Source organism: Streptococcus sp. FDAARGOS_192 (genome assembly GCF_002073815.2).
GTDB classification, from domain to species: Bacteria; Bacillota; Bacilli; order Lactobacillales; family Streptococcaceae; genus Streptococcus; species Streptococcus salivarius_H.
Map to the genome: position 1 here is coordinate 1900001 of NZ_CP020431.2, position 25231 is coordinate 1925231.

The 25231-nt window shown below is 41.3% G+C and carries 19 protein-coding genes and 9 tRNA genes (1 of these 28 only partly in view); 22 read left to right on the forward strand and 6 right to left on the reverse strand.

Annotated elements, in window-relative coordinates; all coding sequences use genetic code 11:
• The 13 genes from A6J31_RS09825 to A6J31_RS09885 form a co-directional block, all read left to right on the forward strand.
• Positions 1–13 (forward strand) — tRNA-Ser (locus A6J31_RS09825) (it extends 77 nt beyond the left edge of the window).
• Between the two features lie 9 nt (positions 14–22).
• Positions 23–96, forward strand: a tRNA-Met gene (locus tag A6J31_RS09830).
• 3 nt (positions 97–99) lie between these two features.
• Positions 100–172 (forward strand) — tRNA-Phe (locus A6J31_RS09835).
• A 14-nt stretch (positions 173–186) separates the two neighbouring features.
• Positions 187–267: transfer RNA gene (locus A6J31_RS09840), tRNA-Tyr, on the forward strand.
• A 5-nt stretch (positions 268–272) separates the two neighbouring features.
• Positions 273–343: transfer RNA gene (locus tag A6J31_RS09845), tRNA-Trp, on the forward strand.
• An 11-nt stretch (positions 344–354) separates the two neighbouring features.
• Positions 355–427, forward strand: a tRNA-His gene (locus A6J31_RS09850).
• Between the two features lie 8 nt (positions 428–435).
• Positions 436–507: transfer RNA gene (locus tag A6J31_RS09855), tRNA-Gln, on the forward strand.
• A gap of 9 nt (positions 508–516) precedes the next feature.
• Positions 517–600 (forward strand) — tRNA-Leu (locus A6J31_RS09860).
• A gap of 50 nt (positions 601–650) precedes the next feature.
• On the forward strand, positions 651–5045 hold the full coding sequence (locus A6J31_RS09865) for a PolC-type DNA polymerase III (RefSeq protein WP_080611072.1): 4395 nt from the start codon (positions 651–653) through the stop codon (positions 5043–5045).
• A 163-nt stretch (positions 5046–5208) separates the two neighbouring features.
• Positions 5209–6450 carry an aminopeptidase gene (locus A6J31_RS09870; RefSeq protein ID WP_080611074.1) on the forward strand — a complete coding sequence of 414 codons (1242 nt, stop codon included), beginning with the start codon at positions 5209–5211 and terminating at the stop codon, positions 6448–6450.
• 19 nt (positions 6451–6469) lie between these two features.
• The gene (locus A6J31_RS09875; protein WP_002889604.1) at positions 6470–6700 is read left to right on the forward strand and encodes a GlsB/YeaQ/YmgE family stress response membrane protein; all 231 of its coding nucleotides are present in this window, start codon (positions 6470–6472) and stop codon (positions 6698–6700) included.
• 132 nt (positions 6701–6832) lie between these two features.
• A complete protein-coding gene (locus tag A6J31_RS09880; protein ID WP_045771742.1) occupies positions 6833–7261 on the forward strand; it encodes a MarR family winged helix-turn-helix transcriptional regulator in 429 nt (142 codons plus the stop codon).
• Positions 7262–7348: 87 nt separating this feature from the next.
• Entirely contained in the window at positions 7349–7894 is a 546-nt protein-coding gene (locus A6J31_RS09885) for an NAD(P)H-dependent oxidoreductase (RefSeq protein ID WP_080611076.1), read from the forward strand.
• 87 nt (positions 7895–7981) lie between these two features.
• On the opposite strand, the gene A6J31_RS09890 is transcribed toward A6J31_RS09885, so the two are convergent.
• From A6J31_RS09890 to ahpC, 3 genes are all read right to left on the reverse strand, one after another.
• Positions 7982–8052: transfer RNA gene (locus A6J31_RS09890), tRNA-Cys, on the reverse strand.
• Between the two features lie 175 nt (positions 8053–8227).
• Positions 8228–9760 (reverse strand): alkyl hydroperoxide reductase subunit F, encoded by a 1533-nt coding sequence (gene ahpF / locus A6J31_RS09895; protein ID WP_080611078.1) that lies wholly within the window; start codon positions 9758–9760, stop codon positions 8228–8230.
• A 16-nt stretch (positions 9761–9776) separates the two neighbouring features.
• A complete protein-coding gene (gene ahpC / locus A6J31_RS09900) occupies positions 9777–10337 on the reverse strand; it encodes an alkyl hydroperoxide reductase subunit C (RefSeq protein WP_004182174.1) in 561 nt (186 codons plus the stop codon).
• Between the two features lie 272 nt (positions 10338–10609).
• Here ahpC and rpsB point away from each other — a divergent pair, with 272 nt between their 5' ends.
• Positions 10610–11377, forward strand: a complete 768-nt coding sequence (gene rpsB, locus A6J31_RS09905; RefSeq protein WP_002886342.1) for a 30S ribosomal protein S2 — start codon at positions 10610–10612, stop codon at positions 11375–11377.
• Between the two features lie 110 nt (positions 11378–11487).
• The gene (gene tsf, locus A6J31_RS09910; RefSeq protein ID WP_080611079.1) at positions 11488–12528 is read left to right on the forward strand and encodes a translation elongation factor Ts; all 1041 of its coding nucleotides are present in this window, start codon (positions 11488–11490) and stop codon (positions 12526–12528) included.
• Positions 12529–12635: 107 nt separating this feature from the next.
• On the opposite strand, the gene A6J31_RS09915 is transcribed toward tsf, so the two are convergent.
• The gene (locus A6J31_RS09915) at positions 12636–13106 is read right to left on the reverse strand and encodes a COG2426 family protein (protein WP_004182164.1); all 471 of its coding nucleotides are present in this window, start codon (positions 13104–13106) and stop codon (positions 12636–12638) included.
• 317 nt (positions 13107–13423) lie between these two features.
• On the opposite strand from A6J31_RS09915, the gene A6J31_RS09920 reads away from it, so the two are divergent.
• On the forward strand, positions 13424–13879 hold the full coding sequence (locus A6J31_RS09920) for a CtsR family transcriptional regulator (protein ID WP_014633783.1): 456 nt from the start codon (positions 13424–13426) through the stop codon (positions 13877–13879).
• Positions 13880–16330, forward strand: coding sequence for an ATP-dependent Clp protease ATP-binding subunit (locus A6J31_RS09925; RefSeq protein ID WP_080611081.1), 2451 nt, complete (start codon positions 13880–13882; stop codon positions 16328–16330). It abuts the gene before it with no gap.
• Positions 16331–16457: 127 nt separating this feature from the next.
• On the opposite strand, the gene pbp3 (A6J31_RS09930) is transcribed toward A6J31_RS09925, so the two are convergent.
• Positions 16458–17714, reverse strand: coding sequence for a D-alanyl-D-alanine carboxypeptidase PBP3 (pbp3, locus tag A6J31_RS09930; protein WP_080611083.1), 1257 nt, complete (start codon positions 17712–17714; stop codon positions 16458–16460).
• 144 nt (positions 17715–17858) lie between these two features.
• Positions 17859–19106: a D-alanyl-D-alanine carboxypeptidase PBP3 gene (gene pbp3 / locus A6J31_RS09935; protein ID WP_192573926.1), complete on the reverse strand. Its 1248-nt coding sequence runs from the start codon at positions 19104–19106 to the stop codon at positions 17859–17861.
• 209 nt (positions 19107–19315) lie between these two features.
• On the opposite strand from pbp3 (A6J31_RS09935), the gene pnp reads away from it, so the two are divergent.
• The 5 genes from pnp to A6J31_RS09960 all read left to right on the forward strand — a co-directional run bounded on the left by pnp (position 19316) and on the right by A6J31_RS09960 (position 25139).
• Entirely contained in the window at positions 19316–21553 is a 2238-nt protein-coding gene (pnp, locus tag A6J31_RS09940) for a polyribonucleotide nucleotidyltransferase (protein WP_073689843.1), read from the forward strand.
• Positions 21550–22320, forward strand: a complete 771-nt coding sequence (locus A6J31_RS09945; RefSeq protein WP_080611087.1) for an SseB family protein — start codon at positions 21550–21552, stop codon at positions 22318–22320. Before pnp ends, A6J31_RS09945 begins: the two co-directional genes overlap by 4 nt.
• A gap of 84 nt (positions 22321–22404) precedes the next feature.
• The gene (gene cysE, locus A6J31_RS09950) at positions 22405–23025 is read left to right on the forward strand and encodes a serine O-acetyltransferase (protein ID WP_014633706.1); all 621 of its coding nucleotides are present in this window, start codon (positions 22405–22407) and stop codon (positions 23023–23025) included.
• A gap of 376 nt (positions 23026–23401) precedes the next feature.
• On the forward strand, positions 23402–24745 hold the full coding sequence (cysS, locus tag A6J31_RS09955) for a cysteine--tRNA ligase (RefSeq protein WP_014633787.1): 1344 nt from the start codon (positions 23402–23404) through the stop codon (positions 24743–24745).
• The gene (locus tag A6J31_RS09960) at positions 24738–25139 is read left to right on the forward strand and encodes a Mini-ribonuclease 3 (RefSeq protein ID WP_048790652.1); all 402 of its coding nucleotides are present in this window, start codon (positions 24738–24740) and stop codon (positions 25137–25139) included. Before cysS ends, A6J31_RS09960 begins: the two co-directional genes overlap by 8 nt.
• The last annotated feature ends 92 nt before the right edge of the window (positions 25140–25231 follow it).

A 25231-nucleotide genomic window follows, 5' to 3' on the forward strand; every position in this document is an offset into this window, starting at 1 on the left:
CCCACATCCTCCTTATAATTAACGCGGGATGGAGCAGCTAGGTAGCTCGTCGGGCTCATAACCCGAAGGTCGTAGGTTCAAATCCTGCTCCCGCAATATGGCTCGGTAGCTCAGTTGGTAGAGCAATGGATTGAAGCTCCATGTGTCGGCGGTTCGATTCCGTCTCGCGCCATTTATTTATATTTTGGAAGGGTAGCGAAGAGGCTAAACGCGGCGGACTGTAAATCCGCTCCTTCGGGTTCGGGGGTTCGAATCCCTCCCCTTCCATAGTTACGGGCATAGTTTAAAGGTAGAACTAAGGTCTCCAAAACCTTCAGTGTGGGTTCAATTCCTACTGCCCGTGTTAGTAAAGTGGCGAATGTGGTGAAGTGGTTAACACATCAGATTGTGGCTCTGACATTCGGGGGTTCGATTCCCCTCATTCGCCTATATTTTTGGGGTATAGCCAAGCGGTAAGGCAAGGGACTTTGACTCCCTCATGCGTTGGTTCGAATCCAGCTACCCCAGTTATACTTTGCCGGCGTGGCGGAATTGGCAGACGCGCTGGACTCAAAATCCAGTGTCCGCAAGGACGTGCCGGTTCGACCCCGGCCGCCGGTATAAGTTACACTCCTTAAGGAGTGTTTTTTTTCTATAGGAGTTTATTTTTTATGTCTGATAAATTTCAGCTTCTCTTAAAACAAATTCGTTTTCCTGAGGATCACGATGCGTTTAAAGAAATTAATGATGGTTCTATCGAAACAGTAAAGCTATTTAAATCAAATCGCCAATGGTTCTTTGTTTTTTCTTTTCCTAGTGTTCTGTCTTATGAGTCTTTTGCTCTTTTTGATAGTTTACTTCACTCTTCTTTTAATTCTTTAGGTGCTAAAGCTTCTTTTGAGATTCGTTTAGTTTCTACTGCTTGCGATGATTCTTTACTTGGAGATTATTTTTCATATGCTTTAGATAGTTTAAAAGTGTCACACTTTTCTACTTATTCTTTATTCTCAAATCTAAAGGTTGAGATTTCGAATAATAGTATTTTTGTTAAAGCTCCAGAGCATATTATAAAGGAAAATGTACAGGATAGATTTATTTCTTTGATATCTAAATCACTTTCTCAAGTTGGTTTATCTGATGTATCCATTTCTGTTGTCGAAGATAAGGAAGCTTCATCTTCTTTAGAAGAGGCTTACCAAACAAATAAGGTTTCTTTACAAGAACAAGCTGAGTCTCAGGCTAGACAAGCACTTCAATCTATTCTTGAAAGTGCCCCAGCACCGAAATCTGTGACCGAACCATCACAAAATTTTGCTGAGAAACAAAGTCAACGTCAAGCTAGTTTTGATAAGGCTGAAATAACGCCAATGGTTGATATTAATTCTGAAGAGAATCGTGTTGTTTTTGAAGGATATATTTTTGATGTAGAGCAACGTGAAACTAAGACTGGTCGAATTATTATTAATTTTAAGGTAACTGATTATACCTCTAGTTTTGCTATGCAACGATGGGTCAAAGATAGTGATGAGCTCGCTAAGTTCGATATGATAAAAAAGGGGAACTGGGTTAGGGTTCGTGGCCGTATCGAGAATAATCCTTTCACTCATAGTCTGACTATGAATGTGCAAGACATTAAAGAAATTTCACATACTCCTCGTAAGGATTTGATGCCTGAGGGACAAAAGCGTGTGGAATTTCATGCGCATACCAACATGTCGACTATGGATGCAATGCCAACTGTTGAAGATCTTATTGATACTGCTGCTTCTTGGGGGCACCCAGCAGTTGCTATAACAGATCATGCTAATGTTCAGAGTTTTCCTCATGGCTATCATAGGGCTAAGAAAGCTGGGATTAAGGCTATTTTTGGTCTTGAAGCCAATCTTGTTGAGGATAAAGTTCCTATTGTTTATAATTCCCAGAATTTGGAATTAAAAGAAGCAACTTATGTTGTATTTGACGTTGAGACAACGGGCTTGTCTGCTGTTCATAATGATTTGATTCAGATTGCGGCATCAAAAATGCATAAAGGTAATATTATTGAGCAATTTGATGAATTCATAGATCCAGGACATCCTCTTTCTGCATTTACTACTGAGTTGACCGGTATTACTGATAATCATGTTAAAGGTGCTAAACCTTTAGTGCAAGTTTTACAGGAGTTTCAAGAATTCTGTCAAGGAACTGTGCTAGTAGCCCATAATGCGACCTTTGACGTTGGTTTTATGAATGCCAATTATGAAAGACATCAGTTACCAACAATTTCACAACCGGTTATTGATACTTTAGAATTTGCACGAAATCTTTATCCTGAGTATAAGCGTCATGGTTTGGGGCCTTTGACAAAGCGGTTTGGTGTGGCTTTGGATCATCACCATATGGCCAATTATGATGCGGAAGCTACGGGTCGTTTGTTGTTTATCTTCATAAAAGATGTGTTTGATAAGCACGGTTTGACTAATCTAGAACAGTTGAACACGGATTTGGTTTCTGAAGATTCGTATAAAAAGTCTCGTGTCAAACATGCAACGCTATATGTTCAGAATCAAACTGGCTTGAAGAATATCTTTAAGTTGGTAAGTTTATCAAATGTCTCATACTTTGAGGGAGTAGCACGTATTCCTCGTACGGTCTTAGATGAGTATCGTGAAGGAATCATTGTAGGTTCTGCTTGTGCTGATGGTGAGGTTTTTGATACGCTTCTGTCTCACGGTATTGACAAGGCGGTTGAAGTTGCCAAATATTATGACTTTATTGAAGTTATGCCACCGGCAATTTATGCGCCCTTGATTGCAAAGGATTTAATCAAGGATGAGGCGGCTATAGAACAACTGATTAGAGATTTGATTGAAGTCGCTAATCGTCTGGACAAGCCTGTGCTGGCTACAGGAAATGTACACTATATCAACCCTGAGGATGCCATTTATCGTGAAATCATTGTTCGTGCTTTGGGACAAGGAGCCATGATTAATAGGCCAATTGGTAAGGGAGAAAATGCGAAACCTGCTCCTTTACCTGAAGCTCATTTTAGGACAACTAACGAGATGCTAGACGACTTTGCCTTTTTAGGAAAAGACTTAGCCTATGAAATTGTTGTAACTAATACGCAAGCTATGGCAGATCAAATTGAAGAGGTTGAGGTTGTTAAAAAAGACTTGTACACACCTTTTATTGATCGTGCGGAAGAACAGGTTGCGGAGATGACATATGCTAGAGCGTTTGAGCTCTATGGTAATCCTTTGCCTGATATTATTGACCTGCGAATTGAGAAAGAGTTGTCTTCAATTCTTGGTAATGGATTTGCCGTAATCTACCTGGCTTCGCAGATGCTAGTTAACCGTTCAAATGAACGTGGCTACCTAGTTGGTTCGCGTGGATCTGTCGGTTCTAGTTTTGTTGCGACGATGATTGGAATTACTGAGGTCAATCCGATGCCGCCACATTATCTCTGTCCTAATTGTCAACACTCAGAGTTCATTACAGATGGATCTTATGGATCTGGCTTCGATTTGCCTGATAAGGAATGTTCAGAATGTGGAACGGAATATAAAAAAGATGGTCAGGATATTCCTTTCGAGACCTTCCTAGGTTTTGATGGGGATAAGGTTCCTGATATCGATTTGAACTTCTCCGGTGATGATCAACCATCAGCCCACTTGGACGTTCGTGATATTTTTGGAGAGCAATATGCTTTTCGTGCCGGAACAGTAGGAACTGTTGCAGATCGGACGGCTTATGGTTTTGTTAAAGGTTACGAACGTGATTACAATAAGTTTTACCGTGATGCCGAGGTCGATCGTTTAGCCATGGGGGCTGCGGGTGTTAAGCGAAACACAGGTCAGCACCCGGGTGGTATTGTTGTTATTCCAAATTATATGGATGTCTATGATTTCACACCTGTTCAATACCCGGCAGATGATGTAACGGCTGCCTGGCAGACGACTCACTTTAACTTCCACGATATTGATGAGAACGTGTTGAAGCTTGATATTCTGGGACATGATGATCCGACTATGATTCGTAAGTTGCAGGATTTATCAGGAATTGATCCAAAAGATATTCGAGCAGATGATCCAGATGTAATGAAACTTTTTTCAGGGACTGATATTTTAGGGGTAACACCTGAACAGATTGGGACACCAACGGGAATGTTGGGAATCCCTGAGTTTGGGACTAACTTTGTTCGTGGTATGGTCGACGAGACGCATCCGACGACCTTTGCGGAACTCTTACAGTTATCTGGTTTGTCTCATGGAACAGACGTTTGGCTAGGTAATGCACAAGATTTGATTAAGGAAGGTATCGCCACTCTGAAAACAGTTATCGGTTGTCGTGATGATATCATGGTATACCTAATGCATGCGGGGTTAGATCCTAAGATGGCCTTCACTATTATGGAACGTGTGCGTAAGGGGATGTGGTTGAAGATTTCCGAAGAAGAGCGTAATGGCTATATTCAAGCTATGCGTGAAAATAATGTTCCAGACTGGTACATTGAATCTTGTGGTAAAATCAAGTACATGTTCCCTAAAGCCCATGCGGCAGCCTACGTTATGATGGCCCTACGTGTAGCTTATTTCAAAGTGCACCATCCTATTTATTACTATTGTGCCTACTTCTCGATTCGAGCTAAAGCATTTGAGCTTAAGACGATGTCTGCAGGTCTTGATGCTGTTAAAGCTCGAATGGAAGATATTAAGGAGAAGCGCCAACGAAATGAAGCGACTAATGTTGAAAATGACTTATTTACGACGCTTGAAATTGTCAATGAAATGTTAGAACGTGGCTTTACCTTTGGTCAGTTAGATCTTTATAAGAGTCAGGCAACTGAATTTCTGATTGAAGGAGATACTTTGATTCCACCGTTTATTGCACTTGAAGGTTTGGGTGAGAACGTTGCTAAGCAAGTGGTTGCTGCGCGTGAAGAAGGTGAATTCCTTTCCAAGACAGAATTGCGTAAACGAGGAGGCCTATCATCAACCTTGGTTGAAAAATTGGATGAAATGGGCATCCTAGGAAATATGCCAGAAGATAATCAATTAAGTCTTTTTGACGATTTCTTTTAATGGCTAAAGAGAATCGTCCTCAACTTTGAGAGAATGGAGTCAGTCTCCGTTCTCTTTTTGTTTAGGGGTCTGCATGTGATGCTAAAAAGCCAAAGCTGAGAGGAAACCTTTTTCTTCGTCTTATGGTATACTGATAGAAAATTATAGTTTCAAGGAGTTAATCATGGTTTTACCAAATTTTAAAGAAAATCTTGAGAAATATGCTAAATTACTGGTTGCTAATGGGATTAATGTGCAACCTGGTCATACAGTGGCCTTGAGCATTGATGTAGAACAAGCAGAGCTAGCACACCTCTTAGTTAAAGAAGCCTATGCTTTAGGAGCAGCTGAGGTAATCGTTCAATGGTCAGATGATATTATTAATCGCGAGCGCTTCCTGCATGCTGATATGGACCGCATCGAAGAGGTTCCCGCCTATAAAAAAGCTGAAATGGAATATTTGTTAGCCAAGAAGGCAAGTCGCTTAGGTGTTCGTTCATCAGATCCAGGTGCCCTTAATGGTGTAGCTCCTGAACGTTTATCTGCTCATGCTAAAGCTACTGGGGTGGCCTTTAAACCTATGCAGGTGGCAACTCAGTCTAATAAGGTTAGTTGGACTGTAGCTGCTGCAGCTGGTAAGGAATGGGCTAAGAAGGTCTTTCCTGATGCTTCGAGTGATGAGGAAGCTGTAGATTTACTTTGGGACCAAATTTTCAAGACCTGTCGTGTTTATGAAGAGAATCCTGTACGTGCTTGGAAGGAACATGCTGACCGTTTGGATGCTAAAGCACGCCTACTCAAAGAGGCACAATTCTCAGCCTTACACTACCAAGCACCTGGAACAGATTTGACTCTAGGATTGCCTAAAAACCACGTTTGGGAGTCTGCAGGTGCCATCAATGCGCAAGGTGAAGGCTTCCTTCCTAATATGCCAACAGAAGAGGTCTTTACGGCACCAGATTTTCGTCGTGCAGATGGTTATGTCTCAAGCACAAAGCCTCTAAGCTACAATGGTAATATTATTGAGGGAATCAAGGTAACCTTCAAAGATGGTGAAATTGTAGATATCACAGCGGATCAAGGTGATGAAGTGATGAAGAATCTCGTCTTCAACAATAATGGAGCGCGTGCTCTAGGTGAATGTGCTTTGGTTCCAGATCCAAGTCCGATTTCACAGTCAGGCATCACTTTCTTTAACACTCTTTTTGATGAGAATGCATCCAACCACCTAGCTATTGGAGCAGCCTATGCTACCAGTGTTGAGGGAGGGGCAGACATGACAGAAGAGGAACTTAAGGAAGCTGGTCTTAATCGTTCAGATGTGCACGTAGACTTTATGATTGGTTCAAATCAAATGGATATTGATGGTATCCGCCAAGATGGTAGTCGTGTACCGATCTTCCGAAATGGGGATTGGGTAATCTAAGTATGATGGAGAATTTATCATGATTGGAAGTATGATAGTTGGTTTTCTAATTGGCCTTATTGCCTCTGCTATATCAAATAGGGGTGAACGTATGGGCTGTATTGGTAAGACCTTTGTTGGATGGCTAGGTGCTTTTGTTGGTCAGCTTCTTTTTGGAAATTGGGGACCGATGCTAGCAGATACTGCTATAGTTCCTTCGGTACTAGGTGCTGTTATCTTATTAGCCCTTTTTTGGAATCGTAATAGTTAGAAATGAAAGAGTTCTGAGGTATTGGTTAGATATCTAAGGACTCTTTTTTCTTATTTTTTCATTTTCATATACCACTTTTAGAAAAACTGTGGTAGAGTAATAAAAACAGCATCTATTTGGAAAGGACTAGAAATGAGTGACTTAGATAAAAACATGGCTGTAAAAAGTATGGTAGTTATGCGTAAGGCTTTTCGTACCATCGATGCCAAGGTTTCTGAGACCTTTAAAGAATTTAATTTGACACCAACTCAATTTGGAGTCATGGACGTGCTTAATGCCAAAGGACGTATGAAGATTGGCGAATTAATTGACCGCATGCTTGCCACCTCCGGGAATATGACTGTCGTCATTAAAAATATGGAGAAAAAGGGTTGGCTGACGCGAGAAGCCTGCCAAACAGATAAGCGTGCTTTCGAGGTTGATTTGACGGATGAGGGCCGTCGTATTATTCAAGCAGCAATCCCGCCACATCAGCGAGCTATTGAGGAGACTTTTTCCGTTCTGACACCTGAAGAGCAGACACAGTTGGTAGAGCTCCTGAAAAAATTTAAGAATGTCTGAGCATATTTCTTTATATTTCTAATGGAATCCTATATATTACTATGTAGTAGTAAATATCAATTATTAGAAATACAAAGGAAACGTATCATGAAAAACATTCTATTTATCGTTGGATCTCTTCGCAAGGAATCATTTAACCACCAATTAGCAGAAGAAGCTGAGAAAATGCTAGCTGGTAAAGCTAATGTTTCTTATCTTGACTATAGTCAAGTACCTGTTTTTAATCAGGATTTAGAAAGTCCAGTTCTTCCAGTTTTGGCAGAAGTTCGAGAACAGATTTTGGCAGCAGACGCAATTTGGATTTTTTCACCGGTTTATAATTTCTCAATTCCTGGGCCAGTGAAAAATTTGCTTGACTGGTTGAGCCGTGCCCTTGACCTATCAGATCCTTCAGGGCCATCAGCTCTTCAAGATAAGATTGTAACCGTGTCATCAGTTGCTAATGGTGGCCACAATCAACTTTTTGATGCCTACAAAGAATTGTTACCATTTATCCGTACCCAAGTCGTTGGCGATTTTACAGCGACACGTGTTAATGATACAGCCTGGGTGGATGGGAAATTCCTAGCAACTGAAGAAGTTCTTGAAAGCCTTCAGAATCAAGCGGAAGCTTTGAGTGAAGCGATTAAATAAGAATAATGAATACCCGAGTTTTCTAGCTACGGGTATTTTTATATGCAATAATGAAAAAAGACACCCTAAGGTGTCTTCGTATTATGAAGGCGGTAGACGGATTTGAACCGACGATCAAGCTTTTGCAGAGCCGTGCCTTACCACTTGGCTATACCGCCATAACAGATACCATTCTATCGAAAAAAAAAAGATTCGTCAAGTCTCTTTCATCAAATTGACTGGTTGATTATTCAAACTGCCTATTTACAAGAAACATAAAGAGGTTGAAAGACATTCAACCTCTTCATATTAATTATAACTGTTGTAGATAGATTACTAACACGTTAGTGTTGATTATTGTCTAATCAAGTAATCAAAGGCTCCAATAGCAGCCGTAGCACCAGACCCCATGGAGATAATGATTTGCTTGTAGGCGCTATCTGTACAGTCACCTGCAGCAAAAATACCAGGGATATTTGTTGAACCAAATTTATCAACGATAATTTCTTGGCGCTCATTGAGTTCAATGCCACTATCTTTGAGCCAAGCAGTACTTGGTACAAGACCAATTTGAACAAAGACACCTTCAAGATCAAGATGTTTTTCTGCGTTTGTATCACGCTCAACGTAATTCAAACCAGTTACATGATCTTGACCAACAATTTCTTTGGTTGCAACGTTCTTAATAATGGTTAGATTATCAGTTTTAGCAGCTCGTTCTTGTAAGACTTGATCTGCCTTTAATTCAGGTAAGAACTCTAACACTGTAACATGTTTAGTAATGCCTGCTAAATCTAAAGCCGCTTCCAAACCTGAGTTACCACCACCGATAACTGCAACATTCTTTCCTTCAAATAGTGGACCATCACAGTGTGGGCAGTAAGTAACCCCTTTATTGCGGAATTCTTCCTCGCCAGGAACGTTGATATTACGCCATTTGGCTCCGAGAGCTAGGATAGCAGTTTTGGATTTTAAAACGGCACCGTTAGCCAGTGTCACTTCAATAAGTTCTTTCTTTTCGATGCCAGTAGCTAATTGACTTTTGATGATATCAACATCATAAGATTTCGTATGCTCCTCAACTTGGGCCATTAACTTAGGACCTTCTGTATATAGCGTACCAATCATGTTCTCAATGCCGACTGTCTCGATAACTTGTCCACCAAAGGTTTCTGCTAAAAGACCAGTTTTTAAACCTTTACGGGCAGCATAGATGGCCGCACTGTTTCCAGCAGGACCACCACCAATAACCAAAACATCATAGACACCTTTATCAGCGAAAGCATCAGCATCAAGTGGTCCGTCCAATTTTTCTACAAGCTGTTCAATGGTTGCACGACCAGATGTAAATTCTTCTTGGTCTTTGTAAACCGTAGGAACAGACATGATACCTTTGGCTTTGACCTCATCCTGATACATACCACCTTCAATCATGGTGTGAGTGATATTTGGGTTCAAAACAGCCATTATATTAAAGGCTTGAACAACGTCTGGACAATTGTGACAAGTTAATGAAACATAAGTCTCTAAGTCGGTGGGTTTATCAATCTTCTTGATACGTTCGATAGTGTCCTCATCAACTTTAGGTGGACGACCAGAAACTTGCAAGAGAGCTAAAATGAAAGATGTGAATTCGTGGCCCATTGGTAAGCCTGAGAAAATAACACGACTTTTTTGCCCTTTTTGTGCAATACCAAAACTAGGTTGACGTTTTAAATGTGTTGATTCAAGACTAATACGGTCAGACATAGCGGCAATCTCGTCTAGAAATTCTTTTACTTTTCGAGAATTATCGTCATCCCCTAAGTCTGTTTGTAATACAATATCAGATTCTAGTAAATTTAAATATTGTGCTAATTGCGTCTTGATTTCTTTATCTAAGACCATGGATACCCCCTGGTTGTTAAATTTTACCTACAAGATCTAAGCTAGGAGTAAGTGTTTCAGCTCCTTCTTTCCACTTGGCTGGACAAACTTCACCTGGATGTTGACGAATATACTGAGCAGCACGGACTTTATCAATAAGAGTGCTTGCATCACGTCCAATACCATCAGCGTTAATTTCCATCATTTGGATAACGCCATCTGGATCAATGATAAATGTACCACGTTGTGCGAGACCATCTTGTCCAAGAACATCAAAGCCTTGTGAGATGTGGTGTGAAGGATCTCCAATCATAGGATAAGTAATAGTTCCAACAACATCTGAGTCATCATGCCAAGCTTTGTGAACAAAGTGAGTATCAGTAGAGACAGAGTAAACCTCTACACCAAGAGATTTAAGAGCTTCATATTGTTCTTGAAGGTCACCGAGTTCAGTTGGGCAGACAAATGAAAAATCTGCAGGGTAGAAGCAGAAAACAGCCCATTTTCCCTTAACATCTTCATCTGTAACAGTAATGAATTCCCCGTTGTGATAAGCTTGTGCTGAAAATTCAATAATTTCTTTTCCGACTAATGACAAAATAATGTCCTCCTCTATTTTTGATAGCCTAATTATAAACAAAATACTTATCAACCTCAAAGAAAACGATTGCAATTTTAATACGGGTGAATTTTTTCTAATGGTCAGACTGATTTTAGAGCTTGTCAAATGTCACTTTTTTTGATAAACTACTATAGTTGCGTAAAGTGACAAATACTCATTCTAAGCCGATTGTGGTCTTGTTGCCGCAGGGTGGGACTGCAAGTCTAAAGCTTAGAAGAGGAAAAAACAATTTTTAAGGAGAAATACTCATGGCAGTAATTTCAATGAAACAACTTCTTGAGGCTGGTGTTCACTTCGGTCACCAAACTCGTCGCTGGAATCCTAAGATGGCTAAGTACATCTTCACAGAACGTAACGGAATCCACGTTATCGACTTGCAACAAACTGTAAAAATGGCTGATACAGCTTACGAATTCGTTCGTGAAGCAGCAGCTAACGATGCAGTAATCTTGTTCGTTGGTACTAAAAAACAAGCAGCTGAAGCAGTAGCTGAAGAAGCAACTCGTGCTGGTCAATACTACATCAACCACCGTTGGTTGGGTGGTACTCTTACAAACTGGGATACTATCCAAAAACGTATCGCTCGTTTGAAAGAAATCAAACAAATGGAAGCTGATGGAACTTTCGAAGTTCTTCCTAAGAAAGAAGTTGCACTTCTTAACAAACAACGTGCACGTCTTGAAAAATTCTTGGGTGGTATCGAAGATATGCCTCGCATTCCAGATGTAATCTACATCGTTGACCCACACAAAGAACAAATCGCTGTTAAAGAAGCTAAAAAACTTGGTATCCCAGTTGTAGCGATGGTTGATACAAACGCTGATCCAGATGAGATTGATGTAATCATCCCAGCTAACGATGACGCTATCCGTGCCGTTAAATTGATCACTTCAAAAATGGCTGATGCTATCATCGAAGGTAACCAAGGTGAAGATGCTTCTGCAGATTTCCAAGAAGCAGCTGCAGCTGATTCAATCGAAGAAATCGTTGAAGTTGTCGAAGGTGACAACAACTAATCTTTAAGATTGGTTTGGGCTCAATGCCCACTAAAGATACGACAAACACCTAAGGGGCGGGGCTCAGCCCTGCCCCTTAGTTTGATAAAATAAATTTGGAGAAAAACAAAATGGCAGAAATTACAGCTAAACTTGTTAAAGAATTGCGTGAAAAATCTGGTGCTGGTGTCATGGACGCTAAAAAAGCATTGGTTGAAGTTGAAGGTGATATCGAAAAAGCGATTGAATTGCTTCGCGAAAAAGGTATGGCTAAAGCAGCTAAGAAAGCTGACCGTGTTGCAGCTGAAGGTTTGACTGGTGTTTACGTTAACGGTAACGTTGCAGCAGTTGTTGAAGTTAATGCTGAAACTGACTTCGTTGCGAAGAACGCTCAATTCGTTGAGTTGGTAAACGAAACAGCCAAAGTAATTGCTGAAGGTAAACCAGCTAACAACGAAGAAGCATTTGCATTGACTATGCCTTCAGGTGAAACTCTTGAAGCTGCATACGTAACTGCTACAGCTACTATCGGTGAAAAGATTTCATTCCGTCGTTTTGCAGTTGTTGAGAAAACTGATGCACAACACTTCGGAGCTTACCAACACAACGGTGGACGTATCGGTGTTGTTTCAGTTATCGAAGGTGGAGATGATGCTCTTGCAAAACAAATCTCAATGCACATCGCAGCGATGAAACCAACTGTTCTTTCATACACTGAATTGGACGAACAATTTGTTAAAGATGAATTGGCACAACTTAACCACGCTATCGATCAAGATAACGAAAGCCGTGCAATGGTTAACAAACCAGCTCTTCCACACCTTAAATATGGTTCTAAAGCTCAATTGACTGATGCTGTTCTTGCTCAAGCTGAAGAAGATATCAAAGCTGAGTTGGCTGCTGAAGGTAAACCAGAAAAAATCTGGGATAAAATCATCCCAGGTAAAATGGACCGCTTCTTGCTTGACAACACTAAAGTTGACCAAGCATACACACTTCTTGCTCAAGTTTACATCATGGACGACAGCAAAACAGTTGAAGCTTACCTTGAATCAGTAAATGCTTCAGTAGTAGAATTCGTTCGCTTTGAAGTTGGTGAAGGTATCGAAAAAGCATCTAACGACTTTGAATCAGAAGTTGCAGCTACAATGGCAGCAGCTCTTAACAACTAATTCTAGTTGCTAGATAAAAAGAAAAGAAGTTACGTGAATGAATCGTAACTTCTTTTTTGTTGCTATTAAAAAACGTCTGAGCATGCCCCAGACGTTGAAAAAAGTAATTAATGAGCGAAGGTATTTACACCAAGTAGAAGAGAGAGTGTTCCCATGATGATACCTGCAAGGATAACCCCCAGCATAACAGCAATAACACTACGTTTAAAGTCCCAATCTAGGATAGATGCTGCTAGGGTACCAGTCCAAGCTCCTGTTCCTGGAAGCGGAATTCCCACAAAAAGTAGAAGGGCCCAGAAGACACCCTTATCTCCGGCAGCTTTTTCAAGTTTTTGGCCACCACTGTGACCTTTTTTAAGACACCAGGTAAAGAAGCCACCAATCAGAGGTTTGTCTGCCCCCCATTCGAGAACACGGCGGGCGAAGAAGAAGATAATTGGAACTGGAATCATGTTCCCAATGACACAAAGAATTAGGGCTTGCCACCAAGGGATACCTGAGGCGATAGCAACAGGAACGGCTCCACGGAGCTCAACCAAAGGAATCATAGAGATTAAGAGTGCAATGATGTATTTCATGAGTAACCTTTCATAGGGGAATAAAATAAGAGATAAGACTCAAAATGACATGAGCTTTATCGAGAGTGATAAGACTAATACTACTGCAAAAGTGCTAAAAAGTACTTGTTGGATTAGGTGGGTCTCAGCCTGTCAAAGTGGATAGAAAATTTGAATCAAACACCTTAAGTTACCTAATATTTTAGTCTTATTTATTGTATCTTATATGGTCTCTAATGACAACTTTAAAAAGCTTTTTGAAGGTATAGTTTCCCATGAGCTGACATTTTTGGTATAATAATAGTCAGTTATAGTCAAATTAGACTGGAGGAATTAAGATGGCAAGAAATACATCAGATAGTATAGAAGAATATATTAAAGAATTGCTGGGCCAGTCTGGAATTGCTGAGATTCAACGCTCGAACTTAGCAGATACTTTTCAAGTTGTACCGAGTCAGATTAACTATGTTATTAAGACTCGTTTTACAGAAAGTCGCGGTTATATTGTTGAGAGTAAACGTGGAGGTGGCGGTTATATTCGTATCGTCAAGGTCAGATTCTCCGACAAGCACCACATGATTAATGATTTGCTTCAGAACTTGGCAGATCAGCTCAGCGAGCAGGTATTTACAGACTTGATTCAGTTGCTTTTTGATGAAAAAATCATCACTGAACGTGAGGGAAATTTGATTTTAGCAACTGCTAGTGATGATGTTTTAGGCGAAGATGCGGCTGCTATTCGTTCGCGTATTCTACGCTCGCTATTACTTAGATTGGATAGAAAAGGAAATTAGATGACGACATATTCAAGAAAAATGCAGGCCATTTTCCATCGTGCTCAGCTTGAGGCAGAGCGTTTTGGAAGTCCTTTCTTGGAGACTTGGCATGTGCTTCTGGCTATGGTTGAGGTTCCAGGATCTGTAGCCTACCTAACATTTACTGATTTTGAGGACCGTATTCGTGCGGAAGAGATTGAGACCGCTGCTGTGCTAGCGATGGAGAAAAGTCCAAAAGACTTGTCTGAATCAGATATTATCGATTTACGTGCACAGTCACATGCTTTAGAGGCTATGTTGCAAGAGGCAGAGGGAATTGCTAGTGTGACTGGTGCTGTAGAGGTAGGGTCCGAACATGTATTGATGGCCTTCCTTCTTCATAAGGATTTGATGGTTTGTCGTCTCCTTGAAGTTGCTGGTTTTCAATATAAGGATGACAGCGATAAGCCTCGCATTATCGATTTACGACGTTCTTTGGAGCGTTACGCAGGTCTTAGTAAGCAAGATTTGAAGGCCATTCATGACCTTCGTAAGCCTAAAAAATCAAAGGCATCAGGAAATTTTGCTAATATGATGCAGCCTCCTCAATCTTCTACTGGGGAACTGTCAGATTATACCAAGGACTTAACGGCAGTAGCCGAGTCAGGTGCTCTTGATCCTGTTATCGGACGTGAGAAAGAAATTTCACGCATGATTCAGGTTTTGAGTCGTAAAACGAAGAATAACCCAGTTCTTGTGGGTGAAGCAGGTGTTGGTAAGACGGCACTTGCGCTTGGCTTAGCACAGCGTATTGCTTCAGGCGAAGTACCTTTTGAGTTGGCTGATATGCGTATCTTAGAGCTTGATATGATGAGTGTGGTTGCAGGAACACGTTTCCGTGGCGATTTCGAAGAACGTATGAATCAGATCATTGATGAGATTGAAGCTGATGGAAAAATCATTCTCTTTATTGACGAATTGCATACGATTATCGGTTCTGGTTCAGGTATTGATAGCACCTTAGATGCGGCGAATATTTTGAAACCTGCTCTAGCACGTGGAACCCTTCATATGGTTGGAGCAACAACTCAAGCTGAGTACCAGAAGCATATTGAAAAAGATGCAGCTCTTTCTCGTCGTTTTGCTAAAATTACAATTGAGGAGCCAAGTGTAGCTGAGGCGATTGATATTCTAAAAGGCCTACGTTCGTCTTATGAAGACTATCATCGTGTAACGATTACTGATGAGGCAGTTGAGACAGCGGTCAAGGCGGCCCACCGTTATTTGACGAGTAAAAACTTACCTGACTCTGCCATTGATCTTTTAGATGAAGCGAGTGCAACTGTTCAAGGTCGTATCAAAAAAGAAGCCAAACGTGAGATAACGCCTTTGGATGAAGCACTTCTATCTGGTGATATGAAGGCTGCTGTTAAACAATATAAAGCTAGCCAAAAAGCAAAATTACCAAAACCTGCCTTGGTAGATGCAGATCAGATTATGCAAACCCTTAGTCGTCTATCAGGTATTCCTGTTGAGAAGATGACTCAGGCAGATAGCAAGCGTTACTTGAATCTGGAAGCAGAGCTTCACAAACGTGTTATTGGTCAAGATGAAGCAGTTTCAGCCATTAGTCGTGCTATTCGTCGTAACCAGTCAGGTATTCGTACTGGAAAACGCCCAATTGGTTCCTTTATGTTCCTTGGACCTACTGGTGTTGGTAAGACAGAATTGGCCAAGGCTTTGGCGGAAGTTCTCTTTGATGATGAGTCAGCTTTGCTTCGCTTTGATATGTCAGAATACATGGAAAAATTTGCGGCTAGCCGACTTAACGGTGCTCCTCCAGGTTATGTTGGATATGATGAGGGTGGTGAATTAACAGAGAAAGTTCGCAATAAGCCTTACTCAGTTCTCCTCTTTGACGAGGTGGAGAAGGCTCACCCAGATATTTTCAACATCCTCTTACAGGTTTTGGATGATGGTGTCTTGACGGACAGTCGGGGTCGTAAAGTTGACTTCTCAAATACCATTATCATTATGACTTCGAACTTGGGAGCGACTGCTCTTCGTGATGATAAGACTGTTGGATTTGGTGCCCAAGACATTTCTCATAATCACCAAGCTATGCAATCACGTATCATGGAAGAACTTAAGAAGGCCTACCGTCCAGAGTTTATCAACCGTATTGATGAGAAGGTTGTCTTCCATAGTTTAGAGGAAGAGCAACTTCGTGAGATTGTCAAGATTATGGTGCAACCGTTGGTATCAGCTTTGGCTGAAAAAGGGATTGACTTGAAATTCCAACCAGCTGCCCTTAAGCATTTAGCTAAAGATGGCTATGATGTTGAGATGGGTGCTCGTCCATTACGTCGTACGATTCAAACTCAAGTGGAGGACAAGTTATCTGAGCTCTTACTAGGTGGCCAAGTAGTTAGTGGACAAACTCTTAAAATTGGCTGCTCGAAAGATAAATTAACCTTTACAGTAGTGTAAAAATCAAACAAAAAGACAGATTACAGGTGTAGTTTGTCTTTTTTGTGTCAATAGGAGTCAAGGTAGAGTCAATCTATCTGTAAAGGTGGGGTAAAAGAAAAAGTCGAGCAAAGCTCGACTGTAATGACTAGAGTTTTTCGTTGACAAAGTTGACAAAGTGATTCCACCAGACCTTGAGGAAGAAACTTTTCTTAACTTCTTTACCAGCAACCAGTTCCATGCTAGGCATACCTTGGTCAGGCAAGTAACCTTCTCCTACAAGTGACTTATCTTCAAAGGTAGCAGTTCCAACCTTGTCACTTGAGTTGACAGGGGCTTGGACTTGATTGGTAGTGACTTTAATATGTTTACTATTGTTGGCATCTATTTTTTGGATGATATTAAAGTCAGACTTAGCGACGGCAGTGACTTGTTTAGATTTCCCATCAAGGACATTGGCTTGGCTTTTACCGATAGCTTGTCCTTTTTTGGCAATGGTCTTGCTTTCCCAATGATAGACAACGTAGTTAAGCAGGTCATTGGTTGCAGTGAAACGGGCGTAGTCATCAGTATCGGTATTATCAGCATTCAAAATGACAGTGATAATGCTCATGCCACTTTCATTTGAGTGGGCCACGAAGGAAGCACCGGCTAAATCAGTGGTCCCTGTTTTTAGGCCATCCACTCCTTTACGGTAACTAGGTTGTCCCTTAAGCATATAGTTGAAGGTTTTGAGTTTGTTGACACCATCAAAATCAGCCTCAGTTTTTTTAGTGATATCGAGAATTTCAGGATATTCTTTCACCACGTGTTGTGCAATGATAGCAACATCTTTAGCACTCATGGTATTTTCTTCGTCTGATTTAGAGCCTGGATAGATATTGTCACCTAAGTAAGAATTATTGAGACCAGAGGCATTGACAATCTTGGCATCAGTGATACCCCAATCTTTAAGTTGGGCTTTCATCATGTCGACAAACTTACTTTCGGTTCCTCCGATTTCCTCGGCTAGAGCAATAGATGCACTGTTGGCACTGGAAATAAGAGTTGCGTCAAGAAGTTGTTTGACAGTGTATTTGCGAGCATCTAGTGGAATATTAGATACTCCGGCACTGACAGTTAGTTCAAAGGGGTAGTCAGAAATGTCAACTTTGCTGTTCCATTTGAGGTCTCCCTGATCTACCGCTTTATAAACCATATAGGCTGTTAGGAGCTTGGTAATAGAGCCAATCCCTGTAGAGGTAGTGGCATCTTTTTCATATAAAATTTTGCCAGTATTAGCTTCGACAGCGATGGCATGTTTGGCTGCGGCATCATATCCTTTTTTCTTATCTGCTGCAAAAGCAGGGGCTACGCTTCCCAGACAGAGTAAGAAGGTCATCATAAGCGTAATCAGTTTTTTCATGGTTTGTTCCTTCATGTGTTTTGGATATTTATTATACCACATTTTGAGAGGAACTTAAGGTGTTGAGAAGGAGCTTTTACTTACAAGACCAATTTTGAAGGCAAGATAAAACTACCTTTTGATATCTAAAAGGTAGTTTTGTGTTTACTTGTTTCCTGTAAAGAAATTAACGATATGGTTCCACCAAACTTTTAAGAAGAAACTTTTCTTGATAGATTGGTTGGCTGTTACAGAAATTTGAGGTGGATCAGAGATATAACCTGTTCCAACGAGATCCTTATCATCAAAGGTCGCTGTTCCAATAGTGTCACCTTTTTTGATAGGTGCTGTTATAGTTTTTGCTTTGATTTTAACAGCATCATTTTTGCTGTTTATTTTTTGAACGACTGTAAGGTCCGACTCGAGTTTAGCAGAGATAGTTTGACTGTCTCCATCGGCTACCTTAATATCATTTTTCTTGACGATTTGCCCTTTGGTGTTGAGGGTTTTGATTTCCCAGTTTTGAGTTACATAATCTAGCAACTCATTTGTGGCTGTGAATCGAGCAGCTTCATCCTCTCCACCATTGTCTGCATTCATGACAACGGTAATCAAACTCATGCCATTTTCATTGGAGTGGGCTACAAAGGATGCACCTGCAAGTTCAGTTGTTCCAGTCTTGAGTCCATCAACGCCTTCACGGTAGTTGTCTTGTCCCTCCAACATGTAGTTGTGCGTCGTTAATTTGTTGTCACCTTCGAAATCAGTTTCGGTTTGCTTGGTGATTTCAAGTACCTGAGGATAGTCTTTGATGAGGTGATCTGCAATAATGGCAACATCTAGAGCGCTCATAGTATTTTCGTCATCTGCTTTAGAGCCAGGATAGCGGTTATCCCCAAGGTATTTATTGTTTAGGCCAGAAGCGTTAAATAATTTAGCATCTGTAATGCCCCACTCTTTAAGTTGGGCTGTCATAGTGTCAACAAAGGCACTCTCTGATCCTGAGATTTTTTCAGCTAGAGCAATAGCAGCACTGTTAGCGCTAGAAATGAGGGTGGCATCTAGGAGCTGTTTAACAGTGTATTTTCGGGAATCTAGTGGGATATTTGAAACTTCTGAATCAACGGTTAAGTTGAAAGGATAGTCTGAGATATCGACTTCAGTGTCCCAGGTAATTTTTCCTTGGTCAACTGCTTTATAGACCATGTAGGCTGTTAGGATTTTAGTCATTGAAGCCACACCATCAGGAGTAGTGGCGTCCTTTTCATAGAGGACTTTCCCTGTAGTTGCTTCGATAGCAATCGCATGTTTAGCGGAAACATTGAAGTTATCTGTCTGTTCTTGTGCTAGAGCAGGTGTTACTAGGCCTAGTAAGATTAAGGCAATCATAATGATGTGTTGTAATTTTTTCATAGTCATTCCTTTGTCTCTCATAAGTGTTTATTATATCACAAAACGACTTAAATATCTGAGAGAAAGGGAGACTTGGGTGCTAACTTATGCCGGAGCTCTGCCATTTTTGACTATAATATGGTAAAATGAAAGTTATATCAAATGAATGACATAAAGTTGACCGGTCCGTTTTTGTAAGGACTGGTCATGGATAAAAAGAGGGATCAAACATGGCTAAACAAACTTTTGAGATGACCTTTGCAGGACGCCCGCTTGTCGTTGAAGTTGGGCAGGTAGCCAAGCAGGCTAATGGTGCTGTCGTCGTGCGTTATGGAGATACAACGGTATTATCAACAGCTGTTATGTCTAAAAAGATGGCAACGGCAGATTTCTTTCCTTTGCAGGTTAATTACGAGGAAAAAATGTATGCAGCTGGCAAGTTCCCGGGGGGCTTTAACAAGCGTGAGGGTCGGCCTTCAACAGATGCCACTTTGACTGCTCGCCTCATTGATCGTCCTATTCGTCCTATGTTTGCGGAGGGCTTTCGTAACGAAGTTCAGGTCATTAACACGGTCCTCTCCTATGATGAGAATGCTAGTGCTCCGATGGCGGCTATGTTTGGTAGCTCTTTAGCTCTTTCTATTTCTGATATTCCTTTCAATGGTCCGATTGCTGGGGTTCAAGTGGCCTATGCTGCAGAAGATTTCATCATCAACCCAAGTGCAGCGGATAAGGAAGTTTCACTTTTAGACTTGACAGTGGCAGGTACCAAGGAAGCTATCAATATGGTAGAGTCAGGTGCTCAGGAATTGTCTGAGGATATTATGTTGCAAGCACTCTTGAAGGGACATGAGGCTATTCAAGAGTTGGTTGATTTCCAAAATTATATCGTTGCAGCTGTCGGTAAGGAAAAGGCTGAGGTTGAACTTCTACAAGTTGATGCTGATTTGAAAGTCGAAATCGAAACGGCTTATTATGATCAGTTAGCTAAGGCTGTTCAGGAGGAAGAAAAACTGGCGCGTGAAGCAGCAACTCAGGCTGTAAAAGAAGAGGTCCTCGCTTCTTATCAAGAACGCTTTGCAGAAGATGAAGATAAGGAAACCATTCTGCGTGATGTAGCAGAAATCCTCGAGCAGATGGAACATGCTGAAGTGCGCCGTCTCATTACCGAGGATAAGGTTCGTCCAGATGGCCGTCGTGTGGATGAAATCCGTCCTTTGGACGCAGAGATTGACTTTCTTCCTAAGGTTCATGGTTCAGGTCTCTTTACACGTGGTCAAACTCAAGCCTTGTCAGTTTTGACTTTGGCACCTATGAGTGATACACAGCTTGTTGATGGTTTGGATCCAGAGTATAAGAAGCGTTTCCTTCACCACTATAATTTTCCTCAGTATTCAGTGGGTGAAACAGGGCGTTACGGTGCACCAGGTCGACGTGAAATTGGTCACGGAGCCTTGGGTGAACGTGCCCTTGCTCAGGTTCTTCCAAGTGTTGAAGAGTTCCCTTATGCTATCCGTTTGGTAGCAGAAGTCTTGGAGTCAAATGGTTCTTCCTCACAAGCTTCTATTTGTGCAGGAACCTTGGCTCTTATGGCTGGTGGTGTACCGATTAAGGCACCTGTTGCAGGTATTGCCATGGGACTTATCTCAGATGGTACTAACTACACTGTCCTAACTGATATTCAAGGATTGGAAGATCATTTTGGAGATATGGACTTTAAGGTAGCTGGTACACGTCAAGGAATTACAGCTCTTCAGATGGATATTAAGATTTCGGGTATTACACCGGCCATTCTCGAAGAGGCTTTGGCTCAAGCAAAGGTAGCTCGTTTTGAAATTCTTGATGTTATTGAGTCAGCAATCGCTGAGCCACGTCCAGAATTGGCACCAACAGCACCTAAGATTGATAGCATTCAGATTCCTGTTGACAAGATCAAGGTTGTCATCGGTAAAGGTGGCGAAACTATTGACAAGATTATCGCTGAGACTGGTGTCACAATTGATATTGATGAAGAAGGTCTTGTTCAGATTTTCTCTAGTGATCAGGATGCCATTAACCGTGCTAAAACTATCATCTCTGATCTTGTACGTGAAGCTAAGGTTGGTGAAGTTTACACTGTACCCGTTGTGCGTATTGAAAAGTTCGGTGCCTTTGTCCACCTCTTTAATAAGACAGATGCTCTCATCCATATCTCAGAACTAGCTTGGGAACGTACTGAGCATGTCGAAGATGTGGTTAAAGTTGGGGGTACGGTAACTGTTAAAATTATCAAAATCGATGAAAAAGGACGTATCGATGCCTCAATCAAGGCCTTGCTTCCTAAGCCTGAAAAACTTGATGATGGGGAAAATGGAGGAGAGCATCGTCACCGCCGTCGTTCTCATCATAAACCACGCCACCATAATGAAAGTGGTGAAGCACCGAAAAATCCTGATAAATCAGAAACGAAAGAACAGACAGAAGAATGACAGAAAATCAAGAATTGCAAGCTTTTGATGAAACTCTAAGAGAATTTTTAAAGGAACCAGACCACTTTTTGACCAGTCTGGCTTTGGTTAATCACCTACAACGTACTCCCGTCTTGGCTGCCCAAGACCTCTATGCAGTTGAAGTGGAAGGAAAGAAGGTTGTTCCTGTCTTCACCAATGAACAGGACCTACAATCTTTCAAAGCTACTCAGGAGAGTGCTCGAGAACAAATTTGGATAGAACGTTCGAGCTTAGATGTTTTAACACAACTGGTTCAGGCAGAGCTTTTTGGTCTTGCTTTCAATTTAAAAGAGGATGGTGATTTCTCGAATACCACTCTTTTTGCAAGCAGTGAACTCATCCAGTTTATCAACTATTTCACTCAGACCCTTAATAATCTTTTGGGTGAGGAAAATCAAAAGGCAGATCCTAAAGATAAGATTTATCTTGTTCCAGCCTTCATTCATAAACGTGAGGAAGATGGCCAGGATAACCGTCTCTTTGCGACCATGTCGAATGCAGAGGGACAGAGTTATGTGCCTGTGTTTACGAACTTAACGAGCTTTGCAAAATGGTACGGCAACGAGACTTTTGGTCTACCTTTCCGTAAGGTTAAAGGGACGATTTTGCAATGGCCACTGTCAGAAATTTACCAGCCTTCAACAGGTGAAAATGAGTTGGATAAGGTTCAAGGTATTGTCATCAATCCGTTTGATGAGCAGCCTGAGTTAGTCGACTGGTCTTATTTTGAAGGGGATAGCGAGTAGACCTAGTGTTGGTAGCTTTCCACTTTAAAGAAAAATAGGCCACAGCAAACAATAATAACAATAATGATGTAAGGAGTGACCTAAATGGGTTGGTGGAAAGAAAGTATTGATATAGTAAAGAAAAATGACCCGGCAGCTCGGACGAGTTTGGAGGTTCTTTTAACCTACCCTGGATTAAAAGCCTTGGCTGCCCATCGTATCTCACATTTTCTCTGGCGCCACCATTGTCGACTCTTAGCGCGTATGCATAGTCAGTTTTGGCGCTTTTGGACTCAGATTGAGATTCACCCAGGGGCTCAGATTGCTGAAGGTGTCTTTATTGACCATGGCTCTGGCCTTGTCATTGGTGAGACAGCTGTTGTGGAGAAGGGTGCTATGCTTTACCACGGTGTCACTTTAGGTGGTACTGGTAAAGATGTCGGAAAACGTCACCCAACCGTTCGTGAGGGTGCCTTGGTTTCAGCCCATGCTCAGGTCATAGGCCCTATTGAGATTGGAAAGAATTCTAAGGTCGGTGCGGCAGCTGTGGTTGTTGCGGATGTCCCAGAAGATGTTACAGTCGTTGGTGTTCCTGCTAAGGTTGTGCGTGTTCATGGTCAAAAGGATGAAGAAGTTATCCACGATATTGAAGAAGGCCGTGAATACTATAGTGAAAAGCTAGAAGACCTTCTAAAAGCAGCTAGCTTCCACTCATCACGTCTATAAGGAAAGGAAACGATGAAACTCTTTAGTTCAAAGGTGACTCGATTGACGGTTGTGGGTCCTCTTGCTCTTGTTTACATTGCTTTACATAGAGCAGACTATAGCATGGCCGCCTTATGGTTTTGCATTGCTCTTTTATGGGCCGGTCTGGTTTTTAAGCAACGACACAAGTGAGATTTGAGTAATGAAAAAATTCTTCAAGGACAATCCTTTTTTGGTCTTCTATATAGTTGGGAGTTTTCTTTCAGCTATGTCTCTCTTGGCTCAAGGTCAGCTAGTTGCGGCTATTTGGATTATCATTCTCGTTATACTCTTGTGTTTGTACCTAAACCATATCAAGGATAAAAAATAGTTTCCAGTTAATTGAAAGGAATCTCAAGTGATTAAAATTTATGATACGATGACGCGTTCGCTCCGTGATTTTGTACCTTTGACAGAAAATGTTGTCAATATGTATGTCTGCGGACCAACAGTTTACAATTATATTCATATCGGAAATGCCCGTTCAGCAGTAGCTTTTGATACTATTCGTCGTTATTTTGAGTATTGTGGCTATACAGTCAACTATATTTCCAACTTTACGGATGTAGATGATAAGATTATCAAGGCAGCTAATGAAGCTGGTATTTCAACTAAGGAATTGTCGGACAAGTTTATCGCGGCCTTTATGGAAGATACCGGACAACTTGGCATCAAACCAGCGACACAAAATCCTCGTGTTATTAACTATATGGATGAAATCATTGCATTCGTGTCGACCTTGGTTGACAAAGGATTTGCCTATGTCTCTGAAGGTGATGTTTACTTCCGAGTAGCTAAGTCAAACAACTATGCTAAATTGGCTAACAAGACCTTGGAAGATCTTGAAATTGGTGCAAGCGGACGTACGGATGCTGAAACAGAACGTAAGGAAAATCCTCTGGATTTTGCCCTTTGGAAAGCTGCCAAAGAGGGAGAAGTTTCTTGGGACAGCCCATGGGGACCTGGTCGTCCTGGTTGGCACATCGAATGTTCTGTAATGGCGACTGAAATCCTTGGAGATACTATCGATATTCATGGTGGAGGGGCAGACCTTGAGTTTCCACACCATACCAATGAAATTGCCCAATCAGAAGCCAAAACTGGCAAGACCTTTGCTAACTACTGGATGCATAATGGTTTTGTCAATGTGGATAATGAAAAAATGTCAAAATCCTTGGGTAACTTCGTGACCGTTCACGATATGCTTCAAACGGTTGATGGTCAAGTGCTTCGTTTCTTCCTAGCGACACAACAGTATCGTAAACCAATTAACTTTACAGAAAAAGCTATCCATGATGCTGAAGTTAATCTTAAGTATTTGAAAAATACCCACAGTCTTCCGTTGACAGAACAGGTGAATCAAGCTGAGTTGCAAACTTATCTTGACACCTTCCAAGAAGCTATGGATGATGACTTTAATACGGCAAACGGAGTGACTGTTCTGTTTGACATGGCCAAATGGATTAATTCAGGCAATTATGATCAAACCGTTAAGGATGCTTTTGAAAAAATGCTCCAAGTCTTCGGTATTGTTTTCGAAGAAGAAGTCCTTGATGAAGATATCGAAAAACTCATTGAAGAGCGTCAAGCGGCGCGTGCTAACAAGGACTTTGCGACTGCAGACCGCATTCGTGATGAGTTAGCTGCTCAAGGTATCAAACTTCTTGATACCAAGGAGGGCGTGAGGTGGACACGTGACTAAACATCTTGATGTCAACCTTCTTAACGGCATTGCTCTCGCCTTTGAGGGAGATGCTGTTTATTCCTTGTACATTCGCCGTCACCTGATTTTTCAAGGTCAGACCAAGCCAAATCAACTGCACCGTCTAGCTACACGCTATGTTTCAGCTAAGGCCCAGGCTAGTCTCATTGAAAAAATGCTAGAGCAAGAGCTTTTGACTGAAAAAGAGCTAGACATCTATAAAAGAGGGCGTAATGCGAATAGCCATACCAAGGCTAAAAATACAGATGTTATTACCTATAAAATGTCAACAGGCTTCGAAGCAGTCATGGGCTATCTTCATATGACAGAGGATATCGCTCGCTTAGAGGAACTGATTGCTTGGTGTATTGACGAAGTTGAAAAAGAAATCTAAAAATTCTGCCGAGAGCAGGATTTTTGTTATTGTCTTACGAAAACCACTAGCTGTGCTAGTGGTTCCGAAAAGCTTTTAGCGATGTATCAAAA

Bases quoted from the DNA above. Each gene is read 5' to 3' on its own strand.
- A6J31_RS09865 (WP_080611072.1), top strand. From the start codon at position 651: ATGTCTGATAAATTTCAGCTTCTCTTAAAACAAATTCGTTTTCCTGAG.
- A6J31_RS09870 (WP_080611074.1), top strand. From the start codon at position 5,209: ATGGTTTTACCAAATTTTAAAGAAAATCTTGAGAAATATGCTAAATTA.
- A6J31_RS09875 (WP_002889604.1), top strand. From the start codon at position 6,470: ATGATTGGAAGTATGATAGTTGGTTTTCTAATTGGCCTTATTGCCTCT.
- A6J31_RS09880 (WP_045771742.1), top strand. From the start codon at position 6,833: ATGAGTGACTTAGATAAAAACATGGCTGTAAAAAGTATGGTAGTTATG.
- A6J31_RS09885 (WP_080611076.1), top strand. From the start codon at position 7,349: ATGAAAAACATTCTATTTATCGTTGGATCTCTTCGCAAGGAATCATTT.
- ahpF (WP_080611078.1), bottom strand. From the start codon at position 9,760: ATGGTCTTAGATAAAGAAATCAAGACGCAATTAGCACAATATTTAAAT.
- rpsB (WP_002886342.1), top strand. From the start codon at position 10,610: ATGGCAGTAATTTCAATGAAACAACTTCTTGAGGCTGGTGTTCACTTC.
- tsf (WP_080611079.1), top strand. From the start codon at position 11,488: ATGGCAGAAATTACAGCTAAACTTGTTAAAGAATTGCGTGAAAAATCT.
- A6J31_RS09915 (WP_004182164.1), bottom strand. From the start codon at position 13,106: ATGAAATACATCATTGCACTCTTAATCTCTATGATTCCTTTGGTTGAG.
- A6J31_RS09920 (WP_014633783.1), top strand. From the start codon at position 13,424: ATGGCAAGAAATACATCAGATAGTATAGAAGAATATATTAAAGAATTG.
- A6J31_RS09925 (WP_080611081.1), top strand. From the start codon at position 13,880: ATGACGACATATTCAAGAAAAATGCAGGCCATTTTCCATCGTGCTCAG.
- pbp3 (WP_080611083.1), bottom strand. From the start codon at position 17,714: ATGAAAAAACTGATTACGCTTATGATGACCTTCTTACTCTGTCTGGGA.
- pbp3 (WP_192573926.1), bottom strand. From the start codon at position 19,106: ATGAAAAAATTACAACACATCATTATGATTGCCTTAATCTTACTAGGC.
- pnp (WP_073689843.1), top strand. From the start codon at position 19,316: ATGGCTAAACAAACTTTTGAGATGACCTTTGCAGGACGCCCGCTTGTC.
- A6J31_RS09945 (WP_080611087.1), top strand. From the start codon at position 21,550: ATGACAGAAAATCAAGAATTGCAAGCTTTTGATGAAACTCTAAGAGAA.
- cysE (WP_014633706.1), top strand. From the start codon at position 22,405: ATGGGTTGGTGGAAAGAAAGTATTGATATAGTAAAGAAAAATGACCCG.